The sequence below is a fragment of the Burkholderia sp. MS389 genome, assembly GCF_016899425.1.
Classification (GTDB): Bacteria; Pseudomonadota; Gammaproteobacteria; order Burkholderiales; family Burkholderiaceae; genus Burkholderia; species Burkholderia sola.
This window is the reverse complement of sequence record NZ_CP045996.1, coordinates 351,620-367,275: the sequence shown is the minus strand read 5'-3', so window position 1 is coordinate 367,275 and position 15,656 is coordinate 351,620. Positions and strand designations below refer to the sequence as shown.

At 66.0% G+C, this 15,656-nt stretch carries 18 protein-coding genes and 1 pseudogene; 7 read left to right on the top strand and 12 right to left on the bottom strand.

All coding sequences use genetic code 11. The annotated features are described in order from the left end of the window. The first annotated feature begins 8 nt into the window (after positions 1-8). On the top strand, positions 9-272 hold the full coding sequence (locus tag GJG85_RS31305; protein WP_204384737.1) for a hypothetical protein: 264 nt from the start codon (positions 9-11) through the stop codon (positions 270-272). A 168-nt stretch (positions 273-440) separates the two neighbouring features. Here GJG85_RS31305 and GJG85_RS31300 read toward each other — a convergent pair whose 3' ends face one another. The 5 genes from GJG85_RS31300 to GJG85_RS31280 form a co-directional block, all read right to left on the bottom strand. Beyond that, the gene (locus tag GJG85_RS31300; RefSeq protein ID WP_050013589.1) at positions 441-2,000 is read right to left on the bottom strand and encodes a methyl-accepting chemotaxis protein; all 1,560 of its coding nucleotides are present in this window, start codon (positions 1,998-2,000) and stop codon (positions 441-443) included. Positions 2,001-2,182: 182 nt separating this feature from the next. Continuing rightward, positions 2,183-3,274 carry a lactonase family protein gene (locus tag GJG85_RS31295; RefSeq protein ID WP_050013590.1) on the bottom strand — a complete coding sequence of 364 codons (1,092 nt, stop codon included), beginning with the start codon at positions 3,272-3,274 and terminating at the stop codon, positions 2,183-2,185. Positions 3,275-3,368: 94 nt separating this feature from the next. Continuing rightward, positions 3,369-4,721: a TRAP transporter large permease gene (locus GJG85_RS31290; protein ID WP_006481162.1), complete on the bottom strand. Its 1,353-nt coding sequence runs from the start codon at positions 4,719-4,721 to the stop codon at positions 3,369-3,371. 4 nt (positions 4,722-4,725) lie between these two features. Continuing rightward, entirely contained in the window at positions 4,726-5,304 is a 579-nt protein-coding gene (locus GJG85_RS31285) for a TRAP transporter small permease (protein ID WP_089490111.1), read from the bottom strand. Continuing rightward, a complete protein-coding gene (locus GJG85_RS31280; RefSeq protein WP_050013592.1) occupies positions 5,301-6,287 on the bottom strand; it encodes a TRAP transporter substrate-binding protein in 987 nt (328 codons plus the stop codon). The genes GJG85_RS31285 and GJG85_RS31280 overlap by 4 nt, the downstream gene beginning before the upstream one ends. Positions 6,288-6,743: 456 nt before the next feature. On the opposite strand from GJG85_RS31280, the gene GJG85_RS31275 reads away from it, so the two are divergent. Further along, complete coding sequence (locus GJG85_RS31275; protein ID WP_050013593.1) at positions 6,744-6,938, top strand: hypothetical protein; 195 nt, start codon at positions 6,744-6,746, stop codon at positions 6,936-6,938. Between the two features lie 35 nt (positions 6,939-6,973). On the opposite strand, the gene GJG85_RS31270 is transcribed toward GJG85_RS31275, so the two are convergent. The 3 genes from GJG85_RS31270 to GJG85_RS31260 all read right to left on the bottom strand — a co-directional run bounded on the left by GJG85_RS31270 (position 6,974) and on the right by GJG85_RS31260 (position 9,106). Then, entirely contained in the window at positions 6,974-8,065 is a 1,092-nt protein-coding gene (locus GJG85_RS31270; RefSeq protein ID WP_050013594.1) for a helix-turn-helix transcriptional regulator, read from the bottom strand. A gap of 193 nt (positions 8,066-8,258) precedes the next feature. Further along, on the bottom strand, positions 8,259-8,510 hold the full coding sequence (locus GJG85_RS31265; RefSeq protein WP_050013595.1) for a hypothetical protein: 252 nt from the start codon (positions 8,508-8,510) through the stop codon (positions 8,259-8,261). A 269-nt stretch (positions 8,511-8,779) separates the two neighbouring features. Further along, positions 8,780-9,106, bottom strand: coding sequence for a hypothetical protein (locus GJG85_RS31260; RefSeq protein ID WP_124630049.1), 327 nt, complete (start codon positions 9,104-9,106; stop codon positions 8,780-8,782). On the opposite strand from GJG85_RS31260, the gene GJG85_RS31255 reads away from it, so the two are divergent. Together GJG85_RS31255 and GJG85_RS31250 are read left to right on the top strand one after the other, a co-directional pair. After that, entirely contained in the window at positions 9,105-9,842 is a 738-nt protein-coding gene (locus GJG85_RS31255) for an NAD-dependent epimerase/dehydratase family protein (RefSeq protein ID WP_239469030.1), read from the top strand. The two genes, GJG85_RS31260 and GJG85_RS31255, sit on opposite strands and share 2 nt — an antisense overlap. Next, positions 9,787-10,227, top strand: a pseudogene (locus GJG85_RS31250) (hypothetical protein); the annotation flags it as partial. The gene GJG85_RS31255 and the pseudogene GJG85_RS31250, both read left to right, overlap by 56 nt. Before the next feature lie 119 nt (positions 10,228-10,346). On the opposite strand, the gene GJG85_RS31245 reads toward GJG85_RS31250, so the two are convergent. Then, the gene (locus GJG85_RS31245; RefSeq protein WP_089490114.1) at positions 10,347-10,835 is read right to left on the bottom strand and encodes a RidA family protein; all 489 of its coding nucleotides are present in this window, start codon (positions 10,833-10,835) and stop codon (positions 10,347-10,349) included. Between the two features lie 226 nt (positions 10,836-11,061). Between GJG85_RS31245 and GJG85_RS31240 the strand changes: the two genes are divergently transcribed. Then, entirely contained in the window at positions 11,062-11,361 is a 300-nt protein-coding gene (locus GJG85_RS31240) for an H-NS histone family protein (protein ID WP_050013598.1), read from the top strand. Positions 11,362-11,534: 173 nt separating this feature from the next. Here the strand turns inward: GJG85_RS31240 and GJG85_RS31235 are convergent, their stop codons facing one another. Beyond that, positions 11,535-11,867, bottom strand: coding sequence for a cupin domain-containing protein (locus GJG85_RS31235; protein ID WP_204384735.1), 333 nt, complete (start codon positions 11,865-11,867; stop codon positions 11,535-11,537). A 464-nt stretch (positions 11,868-12,331) separates the two neighbouring features. Continuing rightward, positions 12,332-13,255 carry a LysR family transcriptional regulator gene (locus tag GJG85_RS31230; RefSeq protein ID WP_089490115.1) on the bottom strand — a complete coding sequence of 308 codons (924 nt, stop codon included), beginning with the start codon at positions 13,253-13,255 and terminating at the stop codon, positions 12,332-12,334. A 67-nt stretch (positions 13,256-13,322) separates the two neighbouring features. On the opposite strand from GJG85_RS31230, the gene GJG85_RS31225 reads away from it, so the two are divergent. Next, positions 13,323-13,940 (top strand): LysE family transporter, encoded by a 618-nt coding sequence (locus GJG85_RS31225; RefSeq protein ID WP_089490116.1) that lies wholly within the window; start codon positions 13,323-13,325, stop codon positions 13,938-13,940. A gap of 50 nt (positions 13,941-13,990) precedes the next feature. Here GJG85_RS31225 and GJG85_RS31220 read toward each other — a convergent pair whose 3' ends face one another. Then, positions 13,991-14,623, bottom strand: a complete 633-nt coding sequence (locus GJG85_RS31220; protein WP_089490117.1) for an NAD(P)H-dependent oxidoreductase — start codon at positions 14,621-14,623, stop codon at positions 13,991-13,993. Between the two features lie 132 nt (positions 14,624-14,755). On the opposite strand from GJG85_RS31220, the gene GJG85_RS31215 reads away from it, so the two are divergent. After that, positions 14,756-15,634 carry a LysR substrate-binding domain-containing protein gene (locus GJG85_RS31215; RefSeq protein WP_089490118.1) on the top strand — a complete coding sequence of 293 codons (879 nt, stop codon included), beginning with the start codon at positions 14,756-14,758 and terminating at the stop codon, positions 15,632-15,634. The last annotated feature ends 22 nt before the right edge of the window (positions 15,635-15,656 follow it).

Sequence of the window (15,656 nt, the reverse complement as noted above, 5' to 3'; positions counted from 1 at the left end):
GAATTCGTATGATGTCGCCCCGCCCGCCCAGCCCCGCCGTCGCCGTCGCCGTCGCCGTCGAGCCGGACGACGATCCGTCGTCCGCGGGCATTTCCACGCTGCCCGACTCCGGTGCGATGGTCAACGTGCGCGGCGTCGCGTATGTCATTGAATTGCCGCCGCGTGACCATGCGCGGCCGGCGCTGTGGCGCGAGCTTGCGCACTGGCGCAACGATCGGTCGGGCGATCACGCATCGGATGGCGACGCCGAGCGGGATGCACCGCAGGGTTAGGTGAGCGTTCGCGTCGCTCCGTGCGGCCGTGACGAACGGCCGCGCGCGGTCGTCGATGTCGATGTCGATGTCGATGTCGATACAAGTGGGACGGCGGCTACCGGTGCCGACTCCGGTGACCGCAACGCTTCGCGCGGCATGCCGAACACGGCAGCTTCGGCCGACGGCTCACCCCGCCCGCGCGACCCGGAAGACCGACATCGCGACCTGCATCGAACCGGCCTGCTGCTCGAGCGCCGTCGCGGCCGCACTGGCCTGTTCGACCAGCGCGGCGTTCTGCTGCGTCATCTGGTCCATCTGCGTAACGGCCTGCCCGACCTGGTCGATGCCCGCGCTCTGCTCGACGGTGGCCGTCGTGATCTCGGTCATGATCGTCGCCACGCGCCGCACCGACGACACGATCTCTTCCATCGCGTGCCCTGCCTGCGTCACGAGCGCATTGCCGTCGCGCACGTCGTCGATCGACGCGCCGATCAGCTGCCGGATCTCGCGCGCGGCGCCCGCGCTGCGTTGCGCGAGCGTGCGCACCTCGCCGGCGACGACCGCGAAGCCGCGCCCGTGTTCGCCCGCCCGTGCCGATTCGACCGCCGCGTTGAGCGCGAGGATATTGGTCTGGAAGGCGATCCCGTCGATCATTCCGGTGATTTCCGCGATCTTCTGCGAGCTCGTGTTGATCACGCCCATCATGTCGACCGCGCGGCCGACCAGTTCGCCGCCGTGCTGCGCGAGGTCCGCCGCGCTGGCCGCGAGCGTGCTCGCCTGCTGCGCATTGTCCGCGTTCTGGCGCACCGTCGACGTCAGTTGCTCCATGCTCGCGGCCGTTTCCTCGAGCGACGCCGACTGCTGCTCGGTACGGCTCGACAGGTCGAGGTTGCCGGCCGCGATCTCGCGTGCGGCCGTATGAATCGCATCGCTGCTGTCGCGCATGCCGGTGACGGTCGCCGCGAGCCCCGCCTGCATCCGCTTCATCGCCGCGAACAACTGGCCGATTTCGTTGCCGCCGGCATCGGGCACCGTCACGGTCAGGTCGTTCGACGCGATGCGGTCGAGCAGCGCGGCCGCGTTCGCGAGCGGCCGCGACACGATCGCGCGCAGCGCGAAGTGCGTCGCGACGATCAGCGCGAGCGCCAGCGCGACGCCGATCCCGACCATCGCGATGATGCGCGTATAGGCGGCGTTGTCGGCGTCGATCGTGTCTTCCGCCAGTTGGTTGGCGGTGCGCTGGAATTTCTCGACGTTCGCCGAATACACCTGGCCGGCGAGCGTGATTTCCTTGTCGTTGATCGCCGCATACGCGGCGGTGTCGCCGTTGCGCAGCGCATCGGCCGCCCGCGCGAGCACGCTCGCGAGATGCGTCGACGACTCGACGAGCGCCTGCTTCAGGTCCGCGCCGAGGCTGCCGACCGGCGCGGCATCCTTGAACGCCTGCGTTTCCTTCGCGGACAGGTCGAACGTGCGTTGCGCGCTTTGCAGCGCCGAGTCGCGCTGGGCCGGATCGTCGTGCTCCTTCAGCGCCGAATACGCGCGGACGAGCGCCGAGCGCGTACGCGTGCTGTCCTTGTAGGCGTCGTTGACGAGCGACGTCTGCGCCGCGATTTCGTGCAGGCGCTTCGCGTTCGTGTTCGCGCCGCCGAGCGCGACGATCCCGACGATGCCGCCGACGACGATCATCGCGGCAAATGCAGCGAGTACGGCGAGCAAACTGCTTTTCACTTTCAGATCACGCATGGCGAATCGACTCCCGAAGTTATCCCTTGTCGGTTAACGACGGCAATTACGCCAACTTGAGCCGATTGACCGGAATTTCGCCGCGCGATCGTGCGGCGCGCGCAAGCGCGCGCGTGCGTGTGCATCCGGTTCGCGCAACGAGCGGCACGCGATCGACGCCGCCCGTTGCGCCGCCCGCCGAATCAGTTCGTCCCGTCGTACGTGACGATCTCGATCCAGTTTGCGCCCTTGCCGACCGGATACTTGCCGATCGCGTCGAGATGCCCGGTATCGCGATCGATCCGGTACACGGCCAGCGTCGGCGACAGTTGCCCCGCGGCGAGCAGATACTTGCCCGACGGATCGATCGCGAAGCCGCGCGGCTGCCGCTCGGTCGCGAACGTGCCGATCCGCGCGAGCCTGCCCGACTTCGCGTCGACGCGATACGCGGCGAGCGTGCTCGACGTGCGCTCCGATGCATACAGGAATTTGCCGTCGGGCGTGAGATGCAAGTCAGCGCCCCACGGCTTGTCACCATGGAAATCCGGCGGCAGGATCGACACGGTCTGGATCGGCCGCGCGTCGGCGCCGCCGCGCGACAGCGCGAGCACGTGCAGCTTGCCGTCGAGTTCGTCGATCAGGTAAGCGAAGCGCCCATTCGACGAGAACACGAAATGGCGCGGGCCCGATTTGTCGGGCAGCCGGTACGCGGGCGTCGTATCGTCGGTCAGCGTTCCCGTCGACGCATCGAACGGCAAACGCAGCCACGCATCGGCGCCGAGCACCGACGCGAACGCATAGCGGCCGTCCGGCGACTGGCGGATCGCGTGCGCCATCGGGCCGGTCTTCACCGTCTGCTGCACGTCGCCCGCGACGCCGTCCGCGCCGATCCGGTTCACCGCGAGCAGGTTGCCGCCGTACGACGCCGAGAACAGGTAGCGGCCCGACGCATCGGTCGACACGTACGCCATGCTCTCCGCGAGCGGCGCGCGGCCCAGCTCGATCAGCCGCCCGTCGAGCGGATTGATCGCGAAGCTGACGACGCGATACGGCGTCGAGCGCAATGCCGCGTACAGGCGCCGATGATCGGGCGACAGCGCCATCGGCATCACGGTGCCGCCGACCGGCACCGTCTCGATCGCGGTCAGCGCACCGTTCGACGTATCGACGCCGAACACCGAGATGTCGCGGCTGTCGCTGTTCGATACGTACGCATACGTCGCCGCGTGCGCGAGCGACGCGGCCATCGTCAACGCAGCCGCCGCAACGGCGCGCCGCAGGAAAGTCGTTTTCATGGGAGGGGCGTGAAGTGAAGAAATAAAACCGCGGATGCGAACGCGGCGCCGGACCACCTCGGTCGTCCGGCGCCGCGAACGGCGAAACATCCGGTCAGAACACCGCGTGCCCGCTGATCAGGCTCGGCAGCCACGTCGAGAAGAACGGCATGTACGTGACGATGTTGATCGCACTGAAGATCGCGAGGTAGTACGGCCACGCCATCTTCGTCGTCTCGCCGATCGACACGTTGCCGATCGCGCAGCCGACGAACTGCACCGACCCGATCGGCGGATGCACGAGGCCGAGCGAGCAGTTCAGCAGCAGCATGATCCCGAACTGCACCGGCCCGACGCCGCACGCCATCGCGATCGGCAGGAACAGCGGCGTCGTGATCAGGATGTGCGCGGCCATGTCGACGAACGTGCCGAGGAACACCTGGATGATGTTGATGTACAGCAGCATCAGCCACGGCGCCGCGGTCGACTGCTTCAGCAGCCCTTCGATCGCATCCGGAATCTCCAGGTACGACATCTGGAAGCGCAGCATGTTGGACACCGCGATCAGCAGCAGCACGACACCCGTCGTGCGCGCCGCATGCGACAGCGCGCGGCGCAGCTTCTCGGCCGTCAGCGTGCGGTAGACCACCGCGGTCAGTACGAGCGAGTACACGACGGCGATCGCGGCCGCTTCGGTCGCGGTGGCGATGCCCTTCGCGACGCACACGAGGATGATCGCGATCACCATCAGCCCGGGCACCGCGCCGACGAAGCTGCGCAGCACCGCATACCAGCCGGGAAACCGCGGCAGCGCGGACGAGCCGTCCTCGCGGCGCGGATAGCCGTGACGCACGGCCTGCCAGTACGCGGCGGCGAGCACGAAGCCCATCACCCACAACACCGGCAGGAGCCCCGAGAACAGCAGGTCGCCGATCGACACGCCGCTCACCGGCTGGCCGTGCAGCATCCCGGTGATGCCCTGCGCGGCGAACGCGTAGATGATCATGTTGGTCGACGTCGGCATCAGCGCGCCGGCGAGCGATGCGTGCGTGGTCACATTCACGGCATACGCGGCGCTGTAGCCTTCGCGCTTCATCAGCGGAATCACCACGCCGCCCATCGCCGACGTATCGGCGGTCGGCGAGCCCGACACGCCGCCGAACAGCGTGCACGCGACGACGTTCGCCATCCCGAGGCCGCCGCGGAAGTGGCCGACGGTCGCCTGCGCGAAGCGCAGGATCCGGTCCGCGATGCCGCCATGCAGCATCAGCTCGCCGGAGAAGATGAAGAACGGCACCGCGAGGAACGAGAACGCGTTCATCCCAGAGATCATCGCCTGCATCGCGGTCGCGATCGGCAGGCCCTCGACCATGTAGGTCAGCACGCACGCAATGCCGAGCGCGAACGACACGGGCACGCCGAGCACGAGGAATATCAGAAAACTGACGGACAGGATCGCGAGTTCCATGGCGTTATTGTCCCGACGAAGAACGACGAAGCGCGAGCAGGTGCTCGAGCGAGAAGAAGATGATCGCAACCGCCGCGGGCATCGTGATCAGGTAGCGCACGCCTTCGGGCAGCCCGATGATCGGGATGCGGTCGCCCATCGTCTCGGCGGCCATGCTGCCGCAGCCGATCATGATCATGATCGCGAACGCGATCAGGCTCAGGTGCTGGATCGCGATGACGACCGTGCGCGCCTTCGGCGACAGCCGGCGCACCAGCGAATCGAGGCCGATGTGGCCGCCGTCGCGCACCTTCATCGCGGCGCCGAACATCGCGATCACGATCACGAGCAGCAGCGCGATCGGCTCGACGAAATCCGGCGCGTTCTCGAACACGTAGCGCATCACGACCGCGTAGAACACCAGCACCGTGAGCACCGCGAGGCACGCGGACGCGATCACGGCCAGCACGCGGAACAGCACGTCGTTCACGCAGCGCAGCCGCGGCGCGGCCGCGTGCGGCCGGCACGGCGTCGCGCCGTCGGCGGCCGCCGCGTCCGGCGAGCCCACGGTCGCGGCGCCATTCAGCGAAGTGCGACGCGTCACTTGGTGGCCTCGATCTCGTCGACGATCTGCTTCATCTGCGGCGTCTTTTCATACTTGGTCCACAGCGGCTGCATCGCCTTCACGAATGCCGCGCGGTCGATCTGCGCGGCCGGCAGGATCTTCGCGCCGCCCTTCGTCACCAGCTGCTGCGCGGACGCCTCGCGCGCGGTCCACAGCTTCTGGTAGTACGGCACCGAATCGGCCGCCGCCTTCCGGATCGCCGCCTGCTCCTGCGGCGACAGCGTGTCCCAGATCTTCTTCGAGAACACCAGCACTTCCGGCGTCATCGCATGCTGCGTTTCCGAGTAATCGGGCGCCACTTCGTAGTGCTTGGTTTCCTCGTACGACGGCAGGTTGTTTTCCGCCGCATCGACGAGGCCCGTCTTCAGGCCCGTGTATACCTCGGCGAACGGCATCGGCGTCGGCGTGCCGCCCATCGCGCGGATCTCGTCGACCATCAGGTCCGACGGTTGCACGCGCACCTTCAGCCCCTTCATGTCGGCCGGCGAGCGCACCGGGCGCTTCGCGTAGATCGAGCGCGCGCCGCTCTCGTAGAACGTCAGCGCGATCATCCCCTTCGCGGTAAACGCATCGAGGATCTTCTGGCCGGCCGGGCCGTACATCGCCTTGCGGAAATGGTCGACGTCGCGGAACAGGAACGGGAACGACGGGATCAGCGATTCCGGCACGATCTCGTTGAACGACGCGCCGTTCACGCGCGCCATGTCGATCGCGCCGATCCGCACCTGGTCGACCGTGTCCTTCTCGGAGCCGAGCGCGCTGTTGCCGAACACCTTGATCGAGTCCTTGCCGCCCGTCTGCTTCGACAGCGCGTCGCCCATGAACTTCACGGCCATGTTGGTCGGAAAATTGTCGCCGTGCACGTCCGCCGAGCGGAACACACGCGCCTGCGCGGACAGCGCGAAGCCGGCCATCAAGGCAACGGCCAGGGCGGTACGGGAGCCGGTGAATCGGTGCTTCATGGTGAGTCTCCTGGATGGTCGATCGTTGTTGTGCGGCGATCCGGCGGCCCGCGCGGACTTCCCCGACGCGCTTCCCCGAACCGCAGAGTCATACGTCGTATGACGTGTGGAGCGAATGTACGTCGGTTAATCGTTTAACTCACTTGGTGCATACCCCTATAACGTCTGTCATCAAGCGCTTACGGGGCAATCCGAAAGCTGGATGCTCCGTTTTCGTACTTTTTTGCGAAACGTTTTCCGGAAACGCTCGGCGAGCGGATTGGCCGTCGACGTCGCAGTTTCCACCCGCCTGACGGCCTTCTTTCGCTTCATTCATTGTTGTCATGTGATGACTGACAACAATATTGCCGCGCCGCCGCGATAACCCGCGCGATCGATCCGTGGTCGACGGGCGCGCCGCCTGACAGGCACGCGCGATGCGCGCCGCCACCGCGTGAAACGCGAAAGGAGCCAGTCATGTCGATCACGAAGCGATCAGCGCCGCCCGACCCGGCTACCCCACCGAACGCCGGCGACGAAGGCCCTGCCGACGCGCCGGGCATCGGCGAGGACACGTGCCGCGTCTGCCGCGGCACCGGCATGGTGGAGGGACAGGCGTGCACCGTCTGCGGCGGGACCGGCAAGATCCTGCAGGGAATCGGCGGCGGATAGGTAAAAACGCAGGCGCGCCCGCGCGCATCGATCGCTCAGGTCTGCATGACCAGCGACGTCAGCTGCGCGGCGCGCGCCACGTCGGTCTTCGTGTAGATCGACTTGATCTGCGCGCGGACCGTGCCGATCGACACGCCGCGCAGCGCCGCGCATTCCTGCGGCGAGCGCCCGTCGCAGCACAGCAGCACGGCGAGATCGGCTTCCGCCGACGACAGCCCGTAGAACACCCGCAAGCGCTGCGCGCGCGCCGATGGCGAACGCAGGTCGGCGGCCGTCATCAGCGCCGCGACGCCGGGCCGTTCGCGCGCGAGGCGCGACTGTTCGGGAACGGGGATCAACGCAAGCGGCAGCGGCTCGCCGGTCGCACGACGCAGCAACAGCCCGCCGCGTGCGAATGCATGCCGCCATTGCGCATCGTCGACGCAGCCTTCCGGCGCGAAACGGCCGTTCAGGATCCGCAGCGCGGGTTCGGCGGCGATCAGCTGCTCGGCCGCGCGGTTCGTATAGCGCAGCTCGCGCTGCGCGCCGAGCAGGAATACCGGCACGGGCACCGCGTCGAGCGCCGATTCCGCGGCGGCCACGCGGGCTTCGAGCTCGCCGATGCGTGCGTGGATGCGCAGTGCGCGGCTGATGTGGGCGCCCATGATTTCGATGGTGCGGCGCTGCTCGTCGGACAGCCCTTGCGATTCGAGGCCGCTCTGTACGCTGAGGAAAGCGCTGGCGCCCTCGCCGCGATGGATGTACAGGCCCGAGATGCTGCCAAGCCCGAACGGCTGCAGGAATTCCCGATAGAACACGCCATGTGTGCGCTGCCGCACCGACAAGTGCCTGACGTCCTCGAACCAGCGCCCTGCCTGCCAGTCGGCGGCAACCGGCACGACCGGGTCGTACAGGTAGAACTCGGTGTTGTAGCGGCGGTGGCACGCGGCGACCCATGACGGATCGTCGCCGGCCGCCCGCTCGATCGCCGGCAGCCGCGCCGCGTCGTCGAACGACAGCAGCGTCGCCATGCGGACGCCGACGGACAAACGCAGCCCGTCCAGCACCGCTTCCCATCGCTGGTCGCCCAGCGCCGCAGCGTAGACGTCATCGATCCATGTCGATGGAACCACCCCGTTCATCTGCATCTGGCCACCCCGTGCCGTGCGTTTTTATCGAACGCCGTTCGGGCATCTTACTCAATCGGCCTCATTGTTCAAATTGCCGATGCAGGTTTGATCGAAATACCACGCTTATTACCGGTTCTCGTCAGACGTAACGCTCGTTTTCGACCGGGCGACGCGACGGGAACGCGTTTGGCCGCCCGGTCCGACGAGGCACTTACTTCATCGCGGTGAACCGCGCTTCCATCTCGTCGATCTTCGCGAGCACCGCTTCGCTCAGCTTTCTGACGTGACGCGGCACGTCGGGCGTCGCCAGCAGTTCCTCGATACGCCCGCGCCAGTATCTCGGATGCCGGACGCGCCCCGCGCCCGACATCGACACATCGACGACGGCCGTCTCGCTGTCCAGCAGCGCCACCATTCTCTGGATGTGAGAGAGCTCACGTTCCACATAGTCTCGTGCGAGCATATCGATTGAAATTCCCCGAAATACGACATCAGGCCTTCCGTCACCCACCCGCGATCGTCCGCGGCGCCGACGACGCGCCGCATACGTTGCGCATCAGCGTACGCGCCGATCATGTCAATCGATTGTGCGGACGCACACAGCGATCGACAAAGGAACGACAGGCCTGTCCGATTGTCCTGGCGACATCCGGTCGCGATGCCCCGTTGACCATCGTAGGCGCACCGTTCGGCGCCGGCATCCCCAAAACTGGGGATGCCGGTTGATATGGGTCAGGCGATGACTTCCGGAAAGGACGGGGTAAAAACGGCCGGCTGGCGCGGCGGCTCGTTGCGCAGCAGCACGACGGCGAGCATTCCGGCGAAGCGTGCGCTTTCACGTCTGATGAATCGGCCGCAGGCAGCGACGTGCGGCTTCGTCGCACGCGTTGCGATGTTCCAACGCACGGCATCGTCGTTCCAGTCGTAGCCCCTTCGACTGGAAGCCGGGCATGGTGTGCCAGTCTCGCGCCGCCTGTCGCCCCTGCATGTCGATTGGCGCGCTTTGCGAGTGAAGCGGCGCGCAAATGGCGCATCCCCTCTGCAACGGAATTCCTTCATGAATATCGATACCGACCTTCCCGTCATGGTCACCGGCGCGACCGGGTACGTCGCGGGCTGGCTCGTGCAGCGGCTGCTCGAAGCCGGCCTGACGGTCCATGCGGCCGTCCGCGACCCCGACAGCCCGGACAAGCTCGCGCACCTCCAGCGCATCGCGGCCGGCAAGCCCGGCACGATCCGCCATTTCCGCGCGGACCTGCTCGAACCCGGGTCGTACGCGGACGCGATGGCGGGTTGCGGGACCGTGTTCCACACCGCGTCGCCGTTCACCGTCACCGTTCGCGATCCGAAGAAGGCGCTGGTCGATCCGGCGCTGCTCGGCACGCGCAACGTGCTCGAGACGGCAAACCGCACGCCGTCGGTGCGGCGCGTCGTGCTGACCCGCAGTTGCGCGGCGATCTACGGCGACAATGCCGATCTCGCCGTGACGCCCGATGGTGTGTTCACCGAAGCGGTCTGGAACACCAGCTCGTCGCCGACCCATCAGCCCTATTCGTATTCGAAGACCGTTGCCGAGCGCGAAGCGTGGAAGATTGCCCGCCCGCAGCAACGCCGGGATCTCGTGACCATCAATCCGTCGCTCGTGATCGGGCCGGGTATCAATCCGTACGCGACGTCGGAGAGCTTCGAGATCGTGCGGCAAATGGGCAACGGCACGATCCGCCGCTGTTCGCCGCGTTGTGCAGCCCGAACCTGGAGATCGCGCTCCGGCGCATCGGCCAGTTCAAGCCGCTGATCGGCCCGGTCCGGTTGCGCGTGTCGCACGAGGCCGACGCGCTGACTCTCGCCGTCGATTTCCTCGAGCGCGACATCCCGCCGCCCGGCACGCTGGTCGCGGCCGAACCCGGCTTCTTCGTGAAACTCGCGCGACTGGCGACCCGCACCGAGCTGTCGGCGCGCGCCGTCACGCTGCCGCGCGACGTCAGCCCCCAGCCACCGCGGACGGCGTCGCGCAAACGCTTGCGATCAGCAAGCGGACGCTGCAGCGGCGGCTCGGCGACGAAGGCGCGAACTTCAAAACCCTGCTGGCGGAAGTCCGCGAGAAGCTCGCGTGGCATCCCCTCGATCGCTCGGACCTGCCCTACAGTCAGATCGCGCTCCTGCTCGGTTACCAGGATCCGAATTCGTTCTTCCGCGCATTCAACGAATGGACCGGGATGACGCCCGACGCCGCCCGCTCGCGCAGGCGCACTGATCGATACAACGCGGGCCGCTGTCCCGTCGCCGCGGTGATCCCGAATCAACCGGCGACGCCGCCGCGAGTCAGCCCGAAAATGAAATCGGCTTCGACCGACGCACCCTTCGGCAATTGCAGCACGCCGACCGACGAACGCGTATGGACGCCGGCGTCGCCGAGCACCGCGACCAACACGTCCGACGCGCCGTCGGCCACTTCGCTTTGCATCGTGAAGCCGGGCGCGCTTCGCACGTACACGGTCATGCGCGGCACCGTTGCGATCGCATCGAGCGTGCCGCACTGCTTACGGATCAGCGCCAGCGCGCGCAGCGCGGAAATGCCGGCCGCGCGGCGGCCGTCTTCGAGTGAAACGGATTCGCCGACGATACCGACGAAATGCACGACTTCCCCGATTCGCGGCACCTGGCCGGCAATGTAGGCGGTGCTTCCGTCGATCACGACCGGCGTGTACTTTCCGCCGATCCTGATCGTTTCGTCCGGATCGAATCCGAATTCGGCTGCGACCTGTTTCAGCTTTTCATCCCTGTTCATCAGTGAATTCCCCAATCCCTCTGAAAAAAGATAAAGAATAATTGAGTCTCCGAAGCTTGTCCCGCACGAGAAGATCGGACGCAAACGATCCCGCCGAGCCACTTCTCAGGTGTTCGAAGCAGTCATCCATTGCGATATCGACAATGGAATTCGTAGTCGGAGCAATTTTCTTCATTATTTCAGCTGAAACCGCTATCATGTATGGACACAACCTGAAGAGTGATATATGGCAACTTACAAGGAACTGAAAGCCCAAATGGATGCTTTGGCCGAGAAAGCCGAAGCAGCGCGCGCCGCTGAATTCCAGGCGATCGTCGACGACATCCGCACCAAAGTCGCGGAATACGGCATTACCGAAAAAGACATTTTCGGTACGCGCCGCGGTCGGCCGGCCAAACAGGCGGGCGCCCCCGTGCAGGCCAAGTATCGCGATCCGAAGACCGGGGCCACCTGGTCGGGCCGCGGTCGCGCGCCCGCATGGATCAAGGATGCGAAGAATCGCAATCGATTCCTGATCCAGGAATAAGATTCCCCGCATGGGCCGGCGCGTGATTCAACACGCTGCCCGGCAAGTTGGGCATTGATTGGGGGCATCGATACCGGCGGTATTCCATGGCCGCTCCGGTTGACGAGGTTTTGCCCGATCGGCGTGTCGTGCACGGATTGATCCACCGACCGTGCCGCACGCCCATCCTTTCTTCAGCGTTCGTAATAGATCGCAAGCCAGACGGTTTGCAATTCGTCACGCGTCCATACGACACGATGACGGCAATGCGGCTCGATCAGTACGTAATCTCCGGCGCGCATATCGAGCCGCGTCGCATTCTCTTCGAATTCGAGCACGGCCGCGCCGGATAGCAGCACGACCCATTCGGCCCGCGGGTCGTCATACCAGAACCCGGCCGGGCTCGCATGCCCCATCGACACGATTCGCTCGACATTCACGCGCGAGTTCTCGACGAGCATGTCGATTCGCTCGTCGCCGCCGCGCCGCCCTTCGACGCTGAATAAATTACCGGTTTGAAGTTGCATGGCTTCGCCTCGTCGTTGACCTTCGGGTAAAGGATGCAGATTTAAACGCGACGGGGAAATAGTCGCTGCAGCCTGACGTCGCCCAGGTTTGCGCGTGCATCGTTAAAAACCGTATCAAAAAGATGAAGAATGACGGCGACTTCATCGGCGCAGATTCGTTGCGGCGGTAAAGCACGCATCGGGATTCTTTTAGCGACGTGCGCGCGCCGGGACACGTCATTTCGATAAAAGCCGGTCGACATCCTGCCGCCCTATGCAGCGTCGGGCCAGGGCCTGTTCACGCTAATGGCGGGCTTGCGAACGCGTCTCCGCCAACGCATTTTCCGTTCGCTGGCTGGCATGAGCAAGCATCGGCAAGACCATGCATTCTCTATGTCGATTCGAGATGGCGTCTGCCCCATAAGCGACAATATCGTCTTGGGCGTCGATATCGATAGCGAGCGTCGACGAAGTACCGGCCCCCGTCAAACCCGCCCCCTCAACCACCCCAACAACGCCGCCTGCGCACTCCCGTCCGCCACCGGCGCCGGCGTCAACAGGTAGTAATCCGATCCATCCTCGACGAACCCCATTGGCGCAACCAGCACACCGCTTTCGATGTCGTCGCGCACCAGGTGCCACGGCCCGATCGCTACCCCCAGCCCCGCGACGGCCGCTTGCAGACTGAAATAGAAATGATCGAACTTCTGCCCGTGCCCGTTCACGGCCGGCTGATTCGCCGCCCCCGCCCACGCGTTCCATGCGTCCGGCCGGGTCCGCGTATGCAGCAGCGCAGCGTCGGGCTTCAACGTGCGGCCGCCGCGCCGCGACGCAAACCACGCACCGACCTTGTCCGGCCGGCAAACCGGCGCCACCCGCTCGGCGAACAGATGCTCGGCGTGATATCCCGCCGGCCACGCGAAATCGTTGCGACGAATCGCCATGTCGACACCGCTGTCGAACGAGAACGGCCCGCCCGCGGCGGCCAGATGGATATCGACGCCCGCGTGCCGCGCCTGGAAATCCGGCCAGCGCGGGATCAGCCAGCGCATCAGGAGCGTCGGCTCGCACGACAGCACCGAACGCCGCGCACGGGCGGCCTCGGCGCGCAACGCGTGGGCGGCGTGACGCATCAGGCCCAGGCCGTCATGGACGGCCTGCGCGAGTGTGCGGCCCGCTTCGGTCAGGAACACGCGACGGCTGCGCCGCTCGAACAGCGCCACGCCCAGATCGTCCTCGAGCAAGCGCACCGCGCGGCTGACCGCGCCATGGGTCACGCACAGCTCGTCGGCCGCGCGACTGAAATGCTCGTGACGCGCCGCGGCCTCGAAACAGCGCAGCGCCATCAGCGACGGCAGGTTCGTCCGAATCGATAGTGATTCAGACTCACCATTCTGGTCAGAAATCATCGTTTTTCCTGATGAAGCACGATCGATACGATTGTGCCATCAACCTATCCTTCGCAGGAACAACGCCATGACCGAATTGATAGTCGTAGTCACCATTACGCTGCTCGCCGTCGTCAGCCCGGGGCCGGACTTCGCGATGGTCACGCGCAACAGCCTGATGCTGTCGCGTCGTTCCGGCGTGCTCACCGCATGCGGGATCGGGCTCGGCGTGACGGTCCACGTGAGCTACACGCTGCTGGGCGTCGGGCTCCTGATCCGTCAGTCGCTGTGGCTCTTCGATGCCGTCAAGCTGATCGGTGCGATCTACCTGGTCTACCTCGGTGCAAAGATGCTCATGACGAAAGCCGGCAGCGTGCAAGCCGACACGAGCGTCGCGCCGCTGTCCGATCTCGCCGCGCTGCGCACGGGCTTCCTGACCAATGCGCTGAACCCCAAAACCACGGTGTTCATCGTCAGCCTGTTCATGCAGGCAGTCCGGCCCGACACGCCGTTGATCGTGCAGATCGGCTACGGCGCGTTCATCGCGGCCGCCCATGCCGGCTGGTTCAGCCTCGTGGCGATCTGTTTCTCGGCCACGGCTGTCCGCGATCGCCTGCTGTCGCTGCGGCACTGGATCGATCGCACGTTCGGATGCCTGCTGGTGGGCTTCGGCGTCGCGCTCGCCGTCGCACGCGGCGGGCGCTGACGCTCGACCCGCGCCGGGTGCACCGCGCCGGGTGCCCCACGCCAGCAACGTCAGAACGTCGGTGCGATCGCTCGTGCTTCGTCGATCGCCCGGCTCCGGTCGACCCGCCCGTCCGGACCGAACAACGTGCGCTCGACGACGATCCCCGTGATGTCCGTCACGCCCACGAACTTGAGCCACGTTTCCATGTAAGGGCGCTGCAGATCGAATTCGGCGGCCGGCGTAAACGAACCCGGCGACTGATAGGCAAGCCCGCGCGCGTAGACCACCGCCGCCTTTTTCCCGACCAGCTTGCCGGTGAAACCCGTTCCGTCGAACGTGAACAACACATCCTTCTGCGAGATCACGTCGATCAGGTGCTTGAGCTTGTACGGAATGCTGAAATTCCACAGCGGCACGCCGAACAGGAACTTGTCCGCTTCGTGGAACGGCGCCGCGAGCCGCTCGATCTGCTGCCACGCCGCCGCCTGCTCCGACGTCAACGCCGTGCCGCTCAGTCCGGCATATTTCGCGGCCAGCGCGGCGCCGTCGAATTCGGGCATCGGCAGATCCCAGATATCGAGCGTCCGGATCTCGTGATCGGGATGGGCCTGCCGGTACGCGTCGAGAAATGCATTGCACACCTCGATGGACGCCGAATAGGCCTTGTTGGGTGAGCCTTCGATATAGAGCACGCGTGTCATGGCGTCGGTCCTTGCCAAGAGTGACGACGGCGCGCCGGATGCGCGCTCGCCCACTTGGCTTCGCAGCCTATCGGGTCGTCCTATAATCCGGAAACGATATTAATTGATCAGATTAACCCGGATTGGTGATAAATGAATGCTCCCCTCGACACGGCGTTGCTTCATACATTCGTTGCGGTTGCCGACGTGCGCAGCTTCACCGGCGCCGGGCGTCGGCTGAACCTCAGCCAGTCCGCGGTCAGCGCGCAAATCCTTCGTCTCGAGGAACAGGTCGGCCAGGCGCTGCTCGTGCGCAACACGCGCAGCGTCACGCTCACCGGGCATGGCGAGACGCTGCTCGGCTACGCGCGCGCGATGCTCAATCTGAGCGAGGAAGCGCGGGCCAGGCTGGGAACGGGTGACACCACCGACGTCAAGCTGCGGATCGGCGTGTCGGAGGACTTTGCAGGCGGCTGGCTGCCGGACCTGATGCGCCGCCATGGCGCCGCGCGGCGTGGCCTGCGGCTGGATCTGGTCGTCGACATCGGCGACAGCCTGTTCCGGCGGCACGCCAACGGCGAATTCGATCTCGTGATCGGCAGCCGGTGCGCGCACGCGGGCCACGGCGCGACGTTGTGGCACGAGCCGCTCGTCTGGGCGTTCGCGCGCCACGAGCCGCTTCCGGAAGGCGACGTGCCGCTCGCGTGTTTCCCCGATCCGTGCCCGTACCGCGGCGCCGCCATCACGGCGCTCGCGCTGGCCGGCATGCGCTACCGGATCGCGTGCGAAAGCCCCAGCGTGACCGGCATCCGCACCTTCGCACGCGCCGGCATCGCGATCGCGCCGGTGCCGCGCAGCGCGATCGACGACACGCTTCGCGAACTGGGGTTGCCCGAAGGCTTGCCGGAACTGCCGGAGATGGAATTCGTGATGATGCACGACGCGCGGATGCCGGCGGCCATCGAATTCGCGGCGACGATTCTGGACGAAACCGCTGCCCGCACGGGCGCGGGCAAGCGCAACCGGGTGTAGCGGTAGCGCCCGCGAGCGTATT

Coding starts and splice junctions, on each gene's coding strand:
- GJG85_RS31225 (WP_089490116.1), top strand. CDS start 13,323: ATGACCGAATTGATAGTCGTAGTCACCATTACGCTGCTCGCCGTCGTC.
- GJG85_RS31245 (WP_089490114.1), bottom strand. CDS start 10,835: ATGAACAGGGATGAAAAGCTGAAACAGGTCGCAGCCGAATTCGGATTC.
- GJG85_RS31235 (WP_204384735.1), bottom strand. CDS start 11,867: ATGCAACTTCAAACCGGTAATTTATTCAGCGTCGAAGGGCGGCGCGGC.
- GJG85_RS31240 (WP_050013598.1), top strand. CDS start 11,062: ATGGCAACTTACAAGGAACTGAAAGCCCAAATGGATGCTTTGGCCGAG.
- GJG85_RS31300 (WP_050013589.1), bottom strand. CDS start 2,000: ATGCGTGATCTGAAAGTGAAAAGCAGTTTGCTCGCCGTACTCGCTGCA.
- GJG85_RS31215 (WP_089490118.1), top strand. CDS start 14,756: ATGAATGCTCCCCTCGACACGGCGTTGCTTCATACATTCGTTGCGGTT.
- GJG85_RS31295 (WP_050013590.1), bottom strand. CDS start 3,274: ATGAAAACGACTTTCCTGCGGCGCGCCGTTGCGGCGGCTGCGTTGACG.
- GJG85_RS31280 (WP_050013592.1), bottom strand. CDS start 6,287: ATGAAGCACCGATTCACCGGCTCCCGTACCGCCCTGGCCGTTGCCTTG.
- GJG85_RS31220 (WP_089490117.1), bottom strand. CDS start 14,623: ATGACACGCGTGCTCTATATCGAAGGCTCACCCAACAAGGCCTATTCG.
- GJG85_RS31255 (WP_239469030.1), top strand. CDS start 9,105: ATGAATATCGATACCGACCTTCCCGTCATGGTCACCGGCGCGACCGGG.
- GJG85_RS31260 (WP_124630049.1), bottom strand. CDS start 9,106: ATGAAGGAATTCCGTTGCAGAGGGGATGCGCCATTTGCGCGCCGCTTC.
- GJG85_RS31290 (WP_006481162.1), bottom strand. CDS start 4,721: ATGGAACTCGCGATCCTGTCCGTCAGTTTTCTGATATTCCTCGTGCTC.
- GJG85_RS31270 (WP_050013594.1), bottom strand. CDS start 8,065: ATGCAGATGAACGGGGTGGTTCCATCGACATGGATCGATGACGTCTAC.
- GJG85_RS31230 (WP_089490115.1), bottom strand. CDS start 13,255: ATGATTTCTGACCAGAATGGTGAGTCTGAATCACTATCGATTCGGACG.
- GJG85_RS31265 (WP_050013595.1), bottom strand. CDS start 8,510: ATGCTCGCACGAGACTATGTGGAACGTGAGCTCTCTCACATCCAGAGA.
- GJG85_RS31275 (WP_050013593.1), top strand. CDS start 6,744: ATGTCGATCACGAAGCGATCAGCGCCGCCCGACCCGGCTACCCCACCG.
- GJG85_RS31305 (WP_204384737.1), top strand. CDS start 9: ATGATGTCGCCCCGCCCGCCCAGCCCCGCCGTCGCCGTCGCCGTCGCC.